Raw genomic sequence first — 15,787 nt, 5'->3', positions numbered from 1 at the left:
CTGAAAAGCCTCGCCCCGTCCTGTTCCAGGGTGGGGCGAGGTTTTTCAATGGCTTGGAACTGGCACTTCAGAGTCCGATTCATTGATTGCCCCGCTCGGCAAGGCGATGACCTGATCTCCGGCGCGGATGCTGCTCTGGCGGTGGGTAATGGCGATGATGGTGATATCGCTGTCGACCCGCCTTAACTGGTCCATGATTTCCCGCTCCGTCTCCTCGTCCAGAGCCGAGCTTGCCTCATCGAGCAACAGGATGGATGGTTCGCCATAAAGCGCACGGGCAATCGCAACCCGCTGGCGCTCGCCGCCGGAAAGCTTCAGGCCCCTTTCACCGACAATCGTATCGAAACCCTCCGGCATCGCCTCTATCCGGTCAAGAATGGCGGCGCGCTCGGCCGAGCGGCGCAGTTTTTCCTCATCCAGCACTCGCCCGAGCACGATATTGCTGCGCAGCGTGTCGTTCAGCAACTGCACCTCCTGCGGAACGATGCCAGCAACGGCAAACCAGTCGTCGCGGCCGATTGTAGTCAGATCGGTGCCATCGACGCTGATGCGACCCGATTGCGGCGCTATGGTTTTCTGCAGGAGCCGGAAGAGTGTCGATTTGCCGGAACCGGTCTCGCCGGTGATGAAGGTCAGACGCCCCGGCGTTGCAGTGAAACAAACGCCTTCGACGCCGCGACCGTTTTCGTAGCGAAAACCCACATCGTCGAATTCTATCGCTTTGCCCGATAGCCGCAGCGGGTTGGCATCGGGCGGTTCCTCCTCTTCCGGCGCATTCCACATGCGGGCATAGGGCGCGAAATGGGCGAAGGAACGGACCGCCTCGCTGATCGATTGCCCGATCAGTTCAAAAGGCATGTTGAGCTGAAGCAGAAGGGTGTTGAAGAGAACGATATCGCCTATCGAGAGGGCTCCCGCCTCGTAACGCGGCAACAGCAGATAAAAGCCGATGACCATCTGCATGGCGAGTGCGAGCGAGATGGTGAAGACGAAGCCGATCCGGCGCAGGGAATAAAGCCGCCAGTTATGATAGATCGAGCCCGCATTATCCGCAAAACGACGCTTCATCCATGCCGTGCTGCCGGTATGCCGCAAAGGCTCGATCATGCCGATGGCGTTTCCGACAAAACCGGCATTCTCCTGCCCGGCTTCGATGGCCTTTTCCAGAAACGGCGTGGTCAGGCGGTTCGAGGCGAGCGTAAGCGCGATGAAGGCCGCGCCATATACAATGACGATGGCGACCAGATCCGCACTGAGGACCGTTCCCAGCAACAGGGTGCTGAACAGGAACGTGGCGATGCCCGGCACGAAATAAATAAGGCCAATCTGCATGATCGCCGAGGCGGCCGAAGCGCCCCGTGTCTGCGCGGCCTGAATTTCCGCCGGATTGTGATCGTTGAAGAACGACGGATGTTTATGGACGATGCGCTCGAAGAAGCGCGTTGTCGCGACATATTCCAGCCGCTCCGAATGGATCACCGACATATATTGCGTGGAGCGCTGGATACCCGTCGCCAGCGCCGTCAGGCCCGCATAGAGCGAAAAACCGAGCATCCATTGCAGCGGCGCGTCCGGCAGATCGTCGATCAAACGGGAAAACACATAAGGCCCGGCGGTTGCGAGAACAGACCCGAGCAGGATCGTCAGCAGCAAGAAAGTGATAGACGGCCATGACGTCTTCAGGTCCTCGGAATAGATCCGGGAAAGCGGTCCGAATGCAACTTCACGATTGCCCGTCATCACTCTCTCCCGCCCGGCGCTGCATGAAAGATACGGCAGGCATTGGATAACGACTTGGAAGCCTTCGCTCAAGCCTGGGCTATGGTCGTCCGTTCACATTCAATATTCCGCGTGGAGCAGGTTTGCGCACCATCCCGCGCGCTCCGTTCCCGAGGGAGGAATATTTTCAACGGGTTGACGGCATTGTCTCACAATCCGATCCCGCGCAGCAGCGCCACGGCCGCAACACCAAGCGCGGCGGCTGGCAGGAGGCTGAGGCGCAGCGCCGCGATGGCGGTTAGCGCGCAGGCAATGGTTTCGGCCAGCCCGGTCGCAAGCGCCGTCGGGGTGACCACGGCCATCAGAACGGCGGGAGGCACCACGCCGAGCGCCTTTTTAAGGCGCGGCGTCAGGGTAAAATGGCTGACCAGCAGCAGGCCGCCAAGACGCGTGGCGACGGTTGCCGCCATCATGGCAAGGATTGTGAGCAGCGTGTTCGGATCGAGCGTCATGCCGGCTGCTCCGCCGCTTCCTCATGACCGAAGGCGGCAACGGCAAGTCCCGCCAGCGCGCCGGCGGCGATATACCAGGCGCCAGGAACGAACGCATGGGTGAGACAGGCCGCGGAGGCACTTGCCAGAAGCACAAAGCCGGTTTCCCTGCCCTTCCAGAAGCCCATGAGCAGCACGATGAAGACAGCCGGAAAGGCGAAATCCAGACCGATGGCCGACATGTCCCCCATGACCGAACCCAGCAGCGCGCCGGCAAGGGTTGCGAGGTTCCAGACGAGATAGATTGACAATGCAGCTCCAGTGAAGAAACCCGCCGTCAATCGGCCAGCAATGACGCGGAACTCCGACAGCGCCCAGGATTCATCTGTCAGCACCAGCATGGCCGCATATTTCCGCCAGCCCCTGAAATCATCCAGCTTGCCGGCGATGGAGGCGCTCATCAGCACATGTCGCAGATTGACCAGCAGCGCCGCAAATCCAAGCGCGCTCCAGCTTGCCGGATGGGTCCATAAATCCATCGCCACAAATTGCGAGCCGCCGGCAAAGACCAGCAGCGACATCAGCGAAGCTTCCAGCGGCGACAGGCCCTTGCCGATGGCGACCGCACCGAACACCACGCCGATCGGCACCATGGCGACGAGCAACGGGGCAGCCGCCCTCAATCCCGCGCCGAATTCGCCGCTTCTTCCCGATATGGACATCGCATTCTCCCTTTTGAAAGAAAGGGACTACGCTTGCGATATCCTGCGGTCTTGAACGAAAGTGATATTATTCGCTGCTGGAAGGCCGTTTTTGTCCTGTCGCATTTACGAACGGAAAACCGGGGCCCACTTTCCTGGAAATACTTTAAACTCAAGCGACCCGGAACTGCCCCGGCGTGACGCCGGTGCGGGCCTTGAAATGCCGGGTGAAATGCGCCTGATCGGCAAAACCGCACAGCGCCGCAACCTCGGCCGGCATCTCACCAGCGCGCAAAAGCCGGCGCGCCCTGCGGATGCGCACATCCGTCAGATAGGCATGCGGGGTGATGTGAAACTCTTTCCGGAATGCGCGGATGAGGTGGGCGCGGCTGAGGCCGGCGATGGAGGCGAGTTCCTCAAGGCCGATATCGGTCTCGTAATTGTCGGAAAGATAGTCGCGGGCGGTGTAAACCGCCGTTTTCTCGCGGGTCTCGACCGGCAGAAGGATGGCGCTGCCGTGCTTGCCGAACAAGGCCGCCAGAACAGAGAACATGCCCTCATCCGCCTCAAGAGCGCCGGATTTCTCCTCCAGCCGCCGGTGCGCCATCTGAAAGGCGGCCGCCATCTGCGGATCGCGCGGCAGGAATCTTGGGAAGGATGGTGTGCCGTGGAAAACCCTGCCCGTCACATCTTCGATGATGTCGCGCAGCAGTTCCGTATCGGGATAGATCATCCGGTAACGATAACCACCGCCGCCCGGTGCGCCATCGTGAATCTCATCCGGATTGATGAGATAAAGATGCCCCGGCCCCGTCTGTTCGGTGGTGCCCTGGATGGTGGAAATCTGCGAGCCGCTTTCGATCGCGCCTATGGAAAACGTGTCATGCGCGTGCGGCGAATATTCGTGGGTGAGAAAAGTCGCGCTCAGGCACTCCATGCCGCCAAAACGCCGGTCACGCCAGAAACGCGTCGTTTCCGTCGTGGCGACGGGCATGAAATCAAGGGCCTGTTCCTGCGAAACATTGTGCATGAGCGAAGTTTAGAGCATTCCGTCCTTACCGTCTTGAACAAAAGTGCTAGGGTCCCAACCGGTTCAAGATCAACCGGACGCATGGCATGACAGACGACTTCGAAGATAGCTTTCCCGAAAACGAAACCGATGCTTTCGAGCACGCGCCGCTGAGGCTGACCGTCGATCTCGGCGCTCTCGCCGATAATTGGCGGGACATGAAAAAGCGTTCCGGCAAGGCGCGGACGGCGGCTGTCGTCAAGGCCGATGCCTATGGTCTCGGCATCGAGGATTGCGGCGCAACGCTTTACCACGCCGGCGCCCGCGATTTCTTCGTGGCGACTGTGGCCGAGGGTGCGACCCTGCGTTCCTATGCCCCGGAGGCACGTATCTTCGTACTATCGGGCATATGGCAGGGTCAGGAACGCCAGGTCTTTGACAATGACCTGGTGCCGGTTCTGGCCTCCGAGGAGCAACTTTCCTTCTGGATGGCGACGGTTGCCGAGCGTGGTGACCACCCCTGCGCACTGCATGTGGATACCGGCTTCAACCGTCTCGGACTGCCGCTCGACGACGCCTTGTTTCTGGCCGACGACGTGACAAGGCCGGCGAGTTTCGACCCGGTTCTGGTGCTGTCGCACCTCGCCTGTGGCGACACCCCCTCCTCGCCGATGAACAAAGTCCAGCTCGAATCATTCCGCAGGGTTAGCGACGCCTTCGAAGGTATTGAATCAAGTCTCTCGGCTTCCGCCGGTATCTTCCTCGGTCCCGACTATCATTTCGACCTCACCCGCCCCGGCATCGCCCTTTATGGCGGCGAAGCGGTCAACGGCATGGCAAACCCGATGCGGCCCGTCGCCATCGCCGAAGCGCGGATCATCCAGATTCGCGAAGCGGGCGAAGGCCAGACCGTGAGTTATGGCGGCACCTTCTTGCTGAAACGGGCAAGCCGCCTCGCCATCGCATCCGTCGGTTATGCGGATGGATATCAGCGTTCGCTTTCCGGCTCCGGCATTCCGCTGCGCGAAATGGGCCATGGCGGCGCCTATGGCGTGGTCAACGGCCACAAGGTGCCGGTAGCTGGCCGCGTGACCATGGACCTCACCATTTTCGACGTGACGGATGTTCCGGCCAATGCCATCCGCGCCGGCGACTATATCGAGCTTTTCGGCCCCAATGTGCCGGTAGACGAGACCGCACGGGCGGCCGGCACCATCGGTTACGAGATGCTGACGGGGCTTGGCCTGCGTTACGAGCGGCAATATCTGATGGCCGACGACTGAGCCGCGCCTTTAGCCCTTGGAAAGCGGCGGCGACCTGTGCTAGAAGAGAACAAAAGGAGATCGAAATGCCCGAAATCCATTTGAGCGAGCAGGACGAGAAGTTCATCGAAGAACAGGTGGCCGCGGGCATCTACAGCGATGCGGACGCCGTTATTCATGCGAGCCTGCAATTGCTGAGTAGTGACGAAGGCAAGAGAGCCGCCCTTAAATTGCTGATTCAGGAGGGCATTGATGATGCAGAAGCCGGACGGGTTCACCGTTATGCCTCCCAGGACGACTTTCTGAGCGATATCAAACGCGTTGCTGCGCAACAAAAAACGGGGATCGATCATTAAGATTCGGATCCCTGTATGGACCACCAGGGCGAGGCGCGATCTCGTTGATGATCATGCCTATATCGAGACTGAAAATCCCCTTGCTGCGGATCGCCTCGTTCTTGATATCTACAATAAAATCGAATCGACGGCGGCACTTGGTTTGACTGGCGTTGCAAGAAGCGGATACGGCGTTGGGATTCGCAGTATTGCGTACCGGGAGCGCGTGATTTTCTTTCGTGTCAGCGATAGCGAGCTTACCGTCATGCCCGTGCTTCACGACCATCAAGACATCTCCGCCGACCATTTCAAACAAGAAGAAAACTGACACAAGATGGCCAAAGCCAAGACCCAATTCGTGTGCCAGAACTGCGGCACGGTTCATACCCGCTGGGCGGGAAAATGCGAAGGCTGCGGCGAATGGAACACCATCGTCGAGGAAGACCCGATGGGCGGCATCGGCTCCGGGCCGGGCAAGACACCCAAGAAGGGTCGGCCTGTGACCCTCACCTCGCTTTCCGGCGAGATCGAGGAAGCGCCGCGCATTCCGACCGGCATCAGCGAACTCGACCGTGCGACCGGCGGCGGTTTCGTGCGCGGTTCGGCGGTGTTGATCGGCGGCGATCCCGGCATCGGCAAATCGACCCTGCTCATGCAGGCGGCCGCCGCCCTTTCGCGTCGCGGGCATCGCATCGTCTATGTCTCGGGCGAAGAAGCTGTGGCGCAGGTGCGCCTGCGCGCCCAGCGGCTGGGTGCGGCCGAGACGGATGTGCTGCTGGCCGCCGAAACCAATGTCGAGGATATTCTGGCGACGGTTTCCGAGGGCAAACGTCCCGATCTCATCATCATCGATTCCATCCAGACGCTCTGGAGCGACACGGCCGATTCCGCCCCCGGCACGGTGACGCAGGTGCGCACCGGCGTGCAGGCGATGATCCGGTTTGCCAAGCAGACGGGAGCGACCATGGTGCTGGTCGGCCATGTCACCAAGGAAGGCCAGATTGCCGGTCCACGCGTGGTGGAGCACATGGTCGATGCCGTGCTTTATTTCGAAGGCGACCGCGGCCACCACTACCGCATCCTGCGCACCGTCAAGAATCGCTTCGGACCGACGGATGAGATCGGCGTGTTCGAAATGTCGGACAAGGGATTGCGCGAGGTTTCCAACCCTTCCGAACTGTTTCTGGGCGAGCGCAACGAAAAATCGCCCGGCGCAGCCGTCTTCGCCGGGATGGAGGGCACACGCCCGATCCTGGTCGAAGTACAGGCGCTGGTCGCCGCCACCTCGCTCGGCACGCCGCGCCGCGCCGTGGTCGGCTGGGACAGTTCGCGGCTCGCCATGATCCTTGCCGTGCTGGAGGCCCATTGCGGCGTGAAGCTCGGCCAGCACGACGTCTATCTGAATGTCGCCGGCGGTTACCGCATTTCCGAACCGGCCGCCGATATGGCGATTGCCTCTGCGCTCGTTTCCTCGCTTGCCGGTCTTGCCCTGCCCGCCGATTGCGTCTATTTCGGCGAAATCAGCCTGTCGGGCGCGGTGCGGCCGGTCTCGCATACGGGCCAGCGATTGAAAGAAGCTGAAAAACTCGGCTTTTCCGCCGCACTTCTGCCTTCTGCTTCGGCTGAATTGCCGAAAGGCGGCAAAGGGCGCTGGACGGAAATCGAAAGCCTTCCGGACCTCGTGGCCCGCATCGCCGGCTCCGGCAACCGGTTCAAACAGGTTGAGGACGACGAATATTGATCCTTTCGCCAAGGGAAACAGTGGTGTAAGAGGATCGCAAAATTGGCAAGGCAGCGTCTGACAAGGCGTCGCACCTCCGGAGTTGGTATATGCCCATTACAATTTTCGACGGCATCGTCATCGCCGTTGTTCTTTTCTCCGCCATTCTTGCGATGGTACGCGGTTTTTCCCGCGAGATTCTGTCGATCGCGAGCTGGGCCGGTTCGGTCGCCGCCGCCTATTATCTTTATCCGGTCCTGCTGCCCTATGCGCGCAACTATACCGATGACGACAAGATCGCCATTGCCGGTTCGGCTGGCGTGGTCTTCCTCGTTTCGCTGATCGTGATTTCCTTCATCACCTCGCGCATTGCCGATTTCATCATCGACAGCCGCATCGGCGCGCTGGATCGCACGCTTGGTTTCCTGTTCGGCGCAGCACGCGGCATTCTGCTTTTGGTCGTCGCGGTCGCCTTCTGGAACTGGCTGGTGGATGTGAAGACGCAGCCGGAATGGGTGACGCAGGCGAAGTCCAAGCCTTTCCTCGACGGGCTGGTGGGCAAGCTGGAGGCGGTGCTGCCTGACGATATCGAGCCGCAGATCCGCGCCCGCATCCTCGGAAAGCCGCAGGAACCGACGACCACGCAGGCGCCTGCGGAAGATGTGCCGGCAACAAATCTGCCGGCAACGAATAATTGACACAGTGTCGCGCCTTGCAATGCATGCAAGGCGCGCTATTTGTGCTAAATATCAAGCACGACACAGACGGACCGACCGGGGGAAATACTCACCGGAGAGGTCTTTCTTTTTTTCTCGGTAGAGAGCAAGGGCAAGCCGGATGATTGAGCCGCTTTCGCATTCCCCGTTCCCTGGGGCCACTTTCAAGGAAGAGATCGACGGCGACACGCTGCATGAAGAATGCGGCGTGTTCGGCATTCTCGGCCATGCCGATGCCTCGGCGCTGACCGCTCTCGGCCTGCATGCGCTTCAGCATCGCGGCCAGGAAGCAGCCGGTATCGTTTCCTTCGACGGTAAGCGCTTCCATCAGGAACGCCATATGGGTCTCGTCGGCGATCATTATACCGATCCGGCAACCCTTGCCCGCCTGCCCGGCTCCATCGCGATTGGCCACACCCGCTATTCCACGACGGGTGAAGTGGCGATGCGCAACGTGCAGCCGCTGTTTGCCGAGCTGGAAGAAGGCGGCATTTCCATTGCCCATAACGGCAATTTCACCAACGGCCTGACGCTGCGCCGCCAGATCATCGCCACCGGCGCGATCTGTCAGTCTACCTCCGATACCGAAGTCGTCCTTCACCTCATCGCCCGTTCGCGCCATTCTTCGACCGCCGATCGTTTCATCGACGCTATCAGGCAGATGGAAGGCGGTTATTCGATGCTGGCGATGACGCGCACCAAGCTGATTGCCGCGCGTGACCCGATCGGCATCCGCCCGCTGGTGATGGGCGAGCTTGATGGCAAGCCGATCTTCTGCTCGGAAACCTGCGCTCTCGATATCATCGGTGCGAAATTCGTCCGCGACGTTGAAAATGGCGAAGTCATCATCTGCGAAATCCAGCCTGACGGCTCGATCACCATCGATGCGCGCAAGCCGTCGAAGCCGCAGCCGGAGCGTCTCTGCCTGTTCGAATATGTCTATTTCGCCCGTCCCGATTCCGTCGTCGGCGGCCGCAACGTCTATACGACGCGCAAGAATATGGGCATGAACCTTGCCAAGGAAGCGCCGCTGGAAGCCGATGTCGTGGTTCCGGTTCCCGATGGCGGCACGCCGGCAGCCCTCGGCTTTGCGCAGGAAAGCGGTATTCCCTTCGAATACGGCATCATCCGCAACCATTATGTCGGCCGTACCTTCATCGAGCCGACCCAGCAGATCCGCGCTTTCGGCGTCAAGCTCAAACATTCCGCCAACCGGGCGATGATCGAAGGCAAGCGCGTGGTGCTGGTGGACGATTCCATCGTGCGCGGCACGACTTCGGTAAAGATCGTGCAGATGATCCGCGAGGCCGGCGCCAAGGAAGTGCATATCCGCGTCGCCAGCCCGATGATCTTCCATCCGGATTTCTACGGCATCGACACGCCTGACGCCGACAAGCTGCTTGCCAACCAATATGCCGATGTCGAAGCGATGGCGAAATTCATTGGCGCCGATTCGCTCGCCTTCCTGTCGATCGACGGGCTTTATCGCGCCGTTGGCGGTGAAAACCGCAACCCGGCGCGTCCGCAGTTCACGGACCATTATTTCACCGGCGACTATCCCACCCGCCTTCTCGACCAGAACGGCGAGGCCATGGGCAGCAAGATTTCCATGCTGGCCAGCAACGGCTGATTTTCCAGATCAGAAGCGGCCGCCGGCTTCCGGGGCCGCTTTTTTCTTGCCTTTTGTTCAGGCAAGCGCATGCGACGATATGATCGCTTGCGAAAGGCCAGCCGCGCTTCGTAGAAGGAAGCGCAATCAATTCGGGGGAGACCATGACTATCAATCTCAAGGGCCGCATCGCTCTCGTTACCGGCGCGTCGCGCGGCATCGGCTATTTCACGGCGCTGGAACTTGCCAAGGCCGGCGCGCATGTCATCGCCTGCGCCCGCACGGTGGGCGGCCTTGAGGAGCTGGACGACGCCATCAAGGCCGTCGGCGGCACGGCGACGCTCGTTCCCTTCGATCTCTCCGACATGAAAGCCATCGATGCGCTGGGCGCGAATATTTTCGAGCGCTGGGGAAAACTGGATATTCTCGTCGCCAATGCAGGCGTTCTCGGCGTCATCTCGCCGGTCGGCCATATCGAGGCGAAAGTCTTCGAAAGGGTCATGAACATCAACGTCACCGCCACCTGGCGGCTGATCCGCTCGGTCGAGCCGCTGCTTCTGAAGTCGGATGCCGGCCGCGCACTCATCCTGTCCTCGGGCGCCGCCCATAGCTGTCGCCCCTTCTGGGGTGTCTATTCCACCTCCAAGGCGGCAGTCGAAGCGCTGGCTCGCACCTGGGCGGCGGAGACGCAAAAGAGCGCCCTTCGCGTCAACAGCATCAATCCCGGCGCCACCCGCACCGCCATGCGCGCCCAGGCCATGCCCGGCGAGGATCCGGCCACCGTGCCGCATCCATCGGAGGTGGCTGCGGCCATTCTTCCGCTCGCCTCGCCCGACCTGACCGAAACAGGCAAACTCTTCCTCGTGCGCGAGGGAAAATTCGTGGACTACCGCCAGCCGGAGTGAATATTTTCCGCTCGGAGCGACGATTTGGTCACCACGGTTGCTCTTGACCGGGCCGCACCGCCGCGCCATAAAGCAAGATATGAGAACGATGATCTGCACCTGCTGCTGAGATTTTTTTTGCTGGTTCGCCACCGGCCAGATCGTTTTCGTCTCCCGCAAGGTCAAGAAAGATAAACGTTCCGGCCAGGATAATATTCTGCCTTTAGGGAACTGCCGCATGTCCTTGCGCCTGAAATTTCACAATACACTCACACGCGAAAAAGCGGAATTTGCGCCGATCGACGCTGACAATGTGCGCATGTATGTCTGCGGCCCGACCGTTTATGATTTTGCCCATATCGGCAATGCGCGCCCGGTCATCGTGTTCGATGTTCTCTACCGGCTGCTGCGCCACGTCTTTGGCGAAGACCATGTGACCTATGCCCGCAACATCACCGATCTCGATGACAAGATCAACGCGCGGGCGCTGCGGGATTATCCGCATCTGCCGCTGAACGACGCCATCCATGCGGTGACAAAAAAGACCGCCGACCAGTTCCATGAGGATGTGGCCACGCTCGGCTGCCTTCCGCCGACCGTCGAGCCGCGCGCCACCGACTACATTGCGGAAATGATCGACCTCATCGAGAAGCTGATCGCCCGCGGCCATGCCTATACGGCAGGCGGCGAGGTGCTGTTCGACACCCGCTCGATGGCGGATTACGGCCAGCTTTCCAAGCGGCCGCTGGACGAGCAGCAGGCCGGCGCGCGCGTGGCGGTGGAAGCTCACAAGAAGACCCCTGGCGATTTCGTGCTGTGGAAACTGTCCTCGGATAATGAACCGGGCTGGGAAAGCCCCTGGGGTCGTGGCCGTCCGGGCTGGCACATCGAATGCTCGGCCATGGCCGGTCGCTACCTCGGTGAAGTCTTCGATATTCACGGCGGCGGACTTGACCTCATCTTCCCGCATCATGAGAACGAAATTGCGCAATCACGCTGCGCCAACGGCACGCATGTCATGGCCAATGTGTGGATGCATAACGGCTTCGTGCAGGTGGAAGGCCGCAAGATGTCGAAGTCCGAGGGCAACTTCGTGACAATCTACGAATTGCTGCACACGGAGAAATTCGGCGGCCGGAAATGGCCCGGCGAGGTTCTGCGCCTTGCCATGCTGATGACGCATTATCGCGAGCCGATCGATTTTTCGGTGAAGCGTCTGGAAGAGGCCGAACGCCTGCTCGCCAAGTGGCCGGCGGCGGAAGCCTCCGATGCCGCGCCGGACGAAACCGTGCTCGAAGCGCTCGCCGACGATCTCAACACGGTTGCCGCCGTTCAGGCGCTGCATGCGCTGGCGCATGCCGCCAATACCGATCCGTCGAGGCTGCCCGCCTTTGCGGCGAGTGCTGCCCTGCTCGGTGTCCTGCCGAAGAAGACGGAAATGGACGAGGCCATCGTTGCCGCCGTCAATGCTCTGGTTGAGCTGCGGCTGGAAATGCTGAAGGCGAAGAACTTTGCGGAAGCGGACCGTTTGCGTGACGAGCTTTCCGAGAAGGGCATTCAGCTGAAGGATGGCAAGGACAAGGAGACCGGGGAGCGGACGACGACGTGGGAGTTGAAGCGGTAATTTAGCGTTGCGGCTAGCGACCTTACCCCCCTCTGCCCTGCCGGGCATCTCCCCCTCAAGGGGGGAGATCAGCTAGAAGCACGACCTCAACTTCACTCTTAAGCGTCGAGATGGGCAAGGCCGAGCCACAGATCGATCTCCCCCCTTGAGGGGGAGATGCCCGGCAGGGCAGAGGGGGGTGAGCCCCACGATACGCCCTTGCTTTCACCCACGCCATACTCCAATCTCGCGGCACCCCATCAAGCCGCGAGCATCCCGTGCCCCACGCCAAGGTTAATCCTCAACATCGGTCACATGCCCGGCAGATGCGAAAGGCCATGACCGACGCAGAACTAAAGTTCTGGAACGCTGTCCGCGCTCACCGCCTTGACCGCATGTCTTTCAGACGCCAGCTGCCAGTCTCCGGATATATCGTTGATTTCGCTTGCCCCTCGCATAAGATCATCGTCGAATTGGATGGGTTTCAACATGCGGAAGCCGCTGCGGCAGCCTACGACCAGCAGAGAACACGGACGTTTGAGGAACTCGGCTGGACAGTCCTCCGTTTCTGGAACGAGGATATCCTCAGAGACATCGACAATGTCTGTCTCCACATTATCCGAACGGTGAAGGAGGACCGACCATGACGACATATACCGGCGGATGCCAGTGCGGCGCGATCCGTTTTCGCGCCATCGGAGAGCTGAAAGACAGTTCCATCTGCCATTGCCGCATGTGCCAGAAGGCTTTCGGGGCCTATTACGCGCCGCTGGTTTCGGTGCGCGGCGTGGAATTTGAATGGACCCGGGGAGAGCCGAAACGCTTCCAGTCCTCCAGTGTCGTCAAGCGCGGTTTCTGCCCCGAATGCGGAACCCCGCTCACCTATGAGGCGCCTGATGGCGTAGCGGTGGCGGCCGGGGCCTTCGACGATCCCGCCGCGCTGCCACCCACCATTCAGTGGGGCGTGGAACGCAAGATCGATTTTGTCGACAGCCTTCACACGCTGCCCGCCGTTGCCACCGAGGACGACCTGACGCAGGTGGACTATCTCGCCGATCTCGTTTCCTATCAGCACCCCGACCACGACACCGAAAACTGGCCACCGGAGAACAGATAATGAGCGAAGCGGGATTTTCCGGCGGTTGCCAGTGCGGCGCCGTGCGTTTCCATGCGGGCAAGCTCGGCCGGGCTTCCATCTGCCATTGCCGCATGTGCCAGAAACATTTCGGCAATTTCTTCGGCGCGCTGGTCAGCGCCGATCAGGCGCATCTGATCTGGACGCGCGGCCAGCCTGCCCTCTTCCGCTCCTCGGCGAAAATTCATCGCGGTTTCTGCAACAAATGCGGCACGCCGCTGACCTATCATTATCACGGCGGCGTGGAGATCGCCATCGGCGCTTTTGACGAGCCGGAGCGCATCGAACCGCAGGTGCAGGTCAATTTCCACAAGCGCATGCCGTGGATCGAGCAGCTCTTCGGCAAGCCGGCCGTGGAACAGGGCGTCGACGAGGCGGAAATCACCTCCTATCAGCATCCGGATCACGACACGGCCAAATGGCCACCCGAAGGAAACTAAGACATGACCGAAGAATTGCGCGGCTTTTACCCCGAGATCGAACCTTTCGAGACCGGCATGCTTGATGTCGGCGACGGCCACACGATCTATTGGGAAAGGGTGGGCACACGCGGTGCAAAACCGGCGGTTTTCCTGCATGGCGGCCCGGGCGGCGGGGTGAACCCGACGCATCGACGGGTTTTTGATCCGGCACTTTACGACGTCATCCTGTTCGATCAGCGCGGCTGCGGCCGCTCCACGCCGCATGCGGAGCTTGAAGCCAACACCACATGGCATCTGGTTGCCGATATCGAAAGGCTGCGCGCGCTCTGCGGTTTCGAGAAATGGCTGGTTTTCGGCGGCTCCTGGGGCTCGACGCTGGCGCTCGCTTATGCCGAAACCCATCCCGAGCGCGTCAGCGAACTGGTTCTGCGCGGCATCTACACCGTCACCAGACCGGAACTGGACTGGTACTACCAGTTCGGCGTTTCCGAAATGTATCCCGACCGCTGGGAAAATTTCATCGCGCCTATTCCCGAAGCCGAGCGCGGCGAGATGATGCAGGCCTATAACCGCTATCTCACGGGGACCGACGAGGCGAAGAAGCTCGAATGCGCCAAGGCATGGAGCCAATGGGAAGGGGCGACCATCGCGCTCGTCACTGACGCCGACCGTGTCGAGGATTTCGGCGAGGATAAATACGCCATCGCTTTCGCGCGCATCGAAAACCATTTCTTCGTCAATGGCGGCTGGCTGGAGGAAGGGCAATTGCTGCGTGATGCCGGCAAGCTCAGGGACATCCCCGGCGTCATCGTGCATGGGCGTTATGACATGCCCTGCCCGCTGAAATATGCCTGGCAGCTGGCCAAGGCCTGGCCGAAGGCGGATTTCCACATCATCGAGGCGGCGGGACATGCAATGAGCGAACCGGGCATTCTTGATCAGCTGATCCGCGCCAACGACCGTTTCGCTGGAAAATAGCCAGTCCTTTCAGAGCCTTGGACCGGCCGGATGAGAGAATGATTCACGCTGGTTTTCCAGCGGCAATCATCCGGCCGGTTACGACCGCAGCCCGTTTCAAGGGCAAACCGCCTTTTATTCATGCAGTTTTTCTCATGGACGCTTCACGGAAATGAATTGGCTCGCGCCACGCCGATCCGGTATGAAGGGCAATCCCTAATAATTGGCGGTACTCCCATGGCACTCGATAAAACGCTCCCGGCCCAAGAGGGCGGCGATAGCGCGCGCGGTTTTGCTTTCGCGCTTTCCGCCTATCTGCTGTGGGGGTTCCTTCCCTTCTACATGAAGGCGGTTGCGCATATTTCGCCGATCGAGGTCATCGTTCACCGCGTCGTCTGGTCGGTGCCGATCGCCGCTGCCGTGCTCATAGCGATCGGGCGGACGACGGAAATCCGGGCGGCGCTGAAAAACCCGAAAATGCTAGCCATGGCGAGCCTTACGGCCGCTCTGATCAGCATCAACTGGGGTGTCTATATCTGGGCGATCGGTGCCGGCCGCGCGCTCGATGCGGCTTTGGGTTATTTCATCAATCCGCTGTTCAGCATCTTCCTCGGGGCAGTGCTTCTGAAGGAAAAACTCTATCCGGCGCAGATCGCCGCCATCGGTCTTGTCGCGCTGGCGGTGGCCATCCTCACCTGGCATGCGGGCAGCCTGCCGTGGGTGTCCATCGCACTCACGGTGTCCTGGGGTTTTTACGCCTTTTTCCGCAAGACATTGCCGATTGGCGCGACACAGGGTTTCCTGCTGGAAGTCATGCTTTTATCCATCCCCGCCGTGCTGGTCATGATCTGGCTTGCCTTCAGCGGACAGGCGCATTTCATGGGCGGCAACTCCGCCGATACATGGCTTCTGGCGGCAAGCGGGCTCATCACCGCCGTTCCGCTCATCCTCTATGGCAATGGCGCAAAACTGCTGCGGCTATCGACCATCGGCATCATGCAATATATCGCACCGACGATGATCTTCCTCATCGCCATCTTCGTCTTCAAGGAACCCTTCGACATGGTGCGGATGGCCGCCTTTGCGATGATCTGGGTGGCGCTGGCGATCTATACAGGCTCAAGCCTGCTGCGGCTCAAGCGTTAGGACCCACGACGCCGGGATTTCCATCTTTCCTCATTCCTGTTCCTGTTCCTGTTCCTGTTCCTGTCACAGGAATAAGGG

General features: G+C 60.4%; 17 protein-coding genes. 13 read left to right on the top strand and 4 right to left on the bottom strand.

The genetic code is table 11. The features are described from left to right. Positions 1-45: 45 nt before the first annotated feature. From WDZ78_RS12640 to WDZ78_RS12625, 4 genes are all read right to left on the bottom strand, one after another. On the bottom strand, positions 46-1,740 hold the full coding sequence (locus tag WDZ78_RS12640) for an ABC transporter ATP-binding protein (RefSeq protein WP_425673194.1): 1,695 nt from the start codon (positions 1,738-1,740) through the stop codon (positions 46-48). 188 nt (positions 1,741-1,928) lie between these two features. After that, positions 1,929-2,231 (bottom strand): AzlD family protein, encoded by a 303-nt coding sequence (locus tag WDZ78_RS12635; protein ID WP_425673192.1) that lies wholly within the window; start codon positions 2,229-2,231, stop codon positions 1,929-1,931. Then, positions 2,228-2,932 carry an AzlC family ABC transporter permease gene (locus tag WDZ78_RS12630; RefSeq protein ID WP_026363466.1) on the bottom strand — a complete coding sequence of 235 codons (705 nt, stop codon included), beginning with the start codon at positions 2,930-2,932 and terminating at the stop codon, positions 2,228-2,230. The genes WDZ78_RS12635 and WDZ78_RS12630 overlap by 4 nt, the downstream gene beginning before the upstream one ends. A 151-nt stretch (positions 2,933-3,083) precedes the next feature. Then, positions 3,084-3,941 (bottom strand): AraC family transcriptional regulator, encoded by an 858-nt coding sequence (locus WDZ78_RS12625; RefSeq protein ID WP_020009506.1) that lies wholly within the window; start codon positions 3,939-3,941, stop codon positions 3,084-3,086. 86 nt (positions 3,942-4,027) lie between these two features. Here WDZ78_RS12625 and alr point away from each other — a divergent pair, with 86 nt between their 5' ends. From alr to rarD, 13 genes are all read left to right on the top strand, one after another. Further along, positions 4,028-5,203, top strand: coding sequence for an alanine racemase (gene alr, locus WDZ78_RS12620; RefSeq protein WP_020009507.1), 1,176 nt, complete (start codon positions 4,028-4,030; stop codon positions 5,201-5,203). A gap of 65 nt (positions 5,204-5,268) precedes the next feature. Beyond that, positions 5,269-5,538 (top strand): type II toxin-antitoxin system ParD family antitoxin, encoded by a 270-nt coding sequence (locus WDZ78_RS12615; RefSeq protein ID WP_127757618.1) that lies wholly within the window; start codon positions 5,269-5,271, stop codon positions 5,536-5,538. Further along, positions 5,504-5,845: a type II toxin-antitoxin system RelE/ParE family toxin gene (locus WDZ78_RS12610; RefSeq protein ID WP_425673190.1), complete on the top strand. Its 342-nt coding sequence runs from the start codon at positions 5,504-5,506 to the stop codon at positions 5,843-5,845. The genes WDZ78_RS12615 and WDZ78_RS12610 overlap by 35 nt, the downstream gene beginning before the upstream one ends. Before the next feature lie 6 nt (positions 5,846-5,851). Then, positions 5,852-7,258, top strand: a complete 1,407-nt coding sequence (gene radA / locus WDZ78_RS12605) for a DNA repair protein RadA (RefSeq protein WP_003502040.1) — start codon at positions 5,852-5,854, stop codon at positions 7,256-7,258. 89 nt (positions 7,259-7,347) lie between these two features. After that, positions 7,348-7,935 carry a CvpA family protein gene (locus WDZ78_RS12600; protein WP_425673189.1) on the top strand — a complete coding sequence of 196 codons (588 nt, stop codon included), beginning with the start codon at positions 7,348-7,350 and terminating at the stop codon, positions 7,933-7,935. Positions 7,936-8,074: 139 nt separating this feature from the next. Then, positions 8,075-9,583, top strand: a complete 1,509-nt coding sequence (purF, locus tag WDZ78_RS12595) for an amidophosphoribosyltransferase (RefSeq protein WP_020009510.1) — start codon at positions 8,075-8,077, stop codon at positions 9,581-9,583. Between the two features lie 143 nt (positions 9,584-9,726). Next, the gene (locus WDZ78_RS12590) at positions 9,727-10,467 is read left to right on the top strand and encodes an SDR family NAD(P)-dependent oxidoreductase (RefSeq protein ID WP_020009511.1); all 741 of its coding nucleotides are present in this window, start codon (positions 9,727-9,729) and stop codon (positions 10,465-10,467) included. Between the two features lie 217 nt (positions 10,468-10,684). After that, the gene (gene cysS / locus WDZ78_RS12585; protein WP_425673188.1) at positions 10,685-12,070 is read left to right on the top strand and encodes a cysteine--tRNA ligase; all 1,386 of its coding nucleotides are present in this window, start codon (positions 10,685-10,687) and stop codon (positions 12,068-12,070) included. A 317-nt stretch (positions 12,071-12,387) separates the two neighbouring features. After that, positions 12,388-12,696, top strand: a complete 309-nt coding sequence (locus WDZ78_RS12580) for an endonuclease domain-containing protein (RefSeq protein WP_026372540.1) — start codon at positions 12,388-12,390, stop codon at positions 12,694-12,696. After that, on the top strand, positions 12,693-13,166 hold the full coding sequence (locus WDZ78_RS12575; protein ID WP_020009514.1) for a GFA family protein: 474 nt from the start codon (positions 12,693-12,695) through the stop codon (positions 13,164-13,166). Before WDZ78_RS12580 ends, WDZ78_RS12575 begins: the two co-directional genes overlap by 4 nt. Further along, positions 13,166-13,624 (top strand): GFA family protein, encoded by a 459-nt coding sequence (locus WDZ78_RS12570; protein ID WP_425673187.1) that lies wholly within the window; start codon positions 13,166-13,168, stop codon positions 13,622-13,624. The genes WDZ78_RS12575 and WDZ78_RS12570 overlap by 1 nt, the downstream gene beginning before the upstream one ends. Before the next feature lie 3 nt (positions 13,625-13,627). Continuing rightward, the gene (gene pip / locus WDZ78_RS12565; RefSeq protein WP_425673186.1) at positions 13,628-14,584 is read left to right on the top strand and encodes a prolyl aminopeptidase; all 957 of its coding nucleotides are present in this window, start codon (positions 13,628-13,630) and stop codon (positions 14,582-14,584) included. Between the two features lie 216 nt (positions 14,585-14,800). Continuing rightward, positions 14,801-15,709 carry an EamA family transporter RarD gene (gene rarD / locus WDZ78_RS12560; RefSeq protein ID WP_020009517.1) on the top strand — a complete coding sequence of 303 codons (909 nt, stop codon included), beginning with the start codon at positions 14,801-14,803 and terminating at the stop codon, positions 15,707-15,709. Positions 15,710-15,787: the final 78 nt, after the last annotated feature.

This window comes from Agrobacterium sp. M50-1, assembly GCF_049843495.1.
Classification (GTDB): Bacteria; Pseudomonadota; Alphaproteobacteria; order Rhizobiales; family Rhizobiaceae; genus Agrobacterium; species Agrobacterium radiobacter.
The sequence above is the reverse complement of the archived record's forward strand: the minus strand, read 5'-3'. Positions and strand labels throughout refer to the sequence as shown.

Bases quoted from the DNA above. Each gene is read 5' to 3' on its own strand.
- WDZ78_RS12640 (WP_425673194.1), bottom strand. From the start codon at position 1,740: ATGACGGGCAATCGTGAAGTTGCATTCGGACCGCTTTCCCGGATCTAT.
- WDZ78_RS12635 (WP_425673192.1), bottom strand. From the start codon at position 2,231: ATGACGCTCGATCCGAACACGCTGCTCACAATCCTTGCCATGATGGCG.
- WDZ78_RS12630 (WP_026363466.1), bottom strand. From the start codon at position 2,932: ATGTCCATATCGGGAAGAAGCGGCGAATTCGGCGCGGGATTGAGGGCG.
- WDZ78_RS12625 (WP_020009506.1), bottom strand. From the start codon at position 3,941: ATGCACAATGTTTCGCAGGAACAGGCCCTTGATTTCATGCCCGTCGCC.
- alr (WP_020009507.1), top strand. From the start codon at position 4,028: ATGACAGACGACTTCGAAGATAGCTTTCCCGAAAACGAAACCGATGCT.
- WDZ78_RS12615 (WP_127757618.1), top strand. From the start codon at position 5,269: ATGCCCGAAATCCATTTGAGCGAGCAGGACGAGAAGTTCATCGAAGAA.
- radA (WP_003502040.1), top strand. From the start codon at position 5,852: ATGGCCAAAGCCAAGACCCAATTCGTGTGCCAGAACTGCGGCACGGTT.
- WDZ78_RS12600 (WP_425673189.1), top strand. From the start codon at position 7,348: ATGCCCATTACAATTTTCGACGGCATCGTCATCGCCGTTGTTCTTTTC.
- purF (WP_020009510.1), top strand. From the start codon at position 8,075: ATGATTGAGCCGCTTTCGCATTCCCCGTTCCCTGGGGCCACTTTCAAG.
- WDZ78_RS12590 (WP_020009511.1), top strand. From the start codon at position 9,727: ATGACTATCAATCTCAAGGGCCGCATCGCTCTCGTTACCGGCGCGTCG.
- cysS (WP_425673188.1), top strand. From the start codon at position 10,685: ATGTCCTTGCGCCTGAAATTTCACAATACACTCACACGCGAAAAAGCG.
- WDZ78_RS12580 (WP_026372540.1), top strand. From the start codon at position 12,388: ATGACCGACGCAGAACTAAAGTTCTGGAACGCTGTCCGCGCTCACCGC.
- WDZ78_RS12575 (WP_020009514.1), top strand. From the start codon at position 12,693: ATGACGACATATACCGGCGGATGCCAGTGCGGCGCGATCCGTTTTCGC.
- WDZ78_RS12570 (WP_425673187.1), top strand. From the start codon at position 13,166: ATGAGCGAAGCGGGATTTTCCGGCGGTTGCCAGTGCGGCGCCGTGCGT.
- pip (WP_425673186.1), top strand. From the start codon at position 13,628: ATGACCGAAGAATTGCGCGGCTTTTACCCCGAGATCGAACCTTTCGAG.
- rarD (WP_020009517.1), top strand. From the start codon at position 14,801: ATGGCACTCGATAAAACGCTCCCGGCCCAAGAGGGCGGCGATAGCGCG.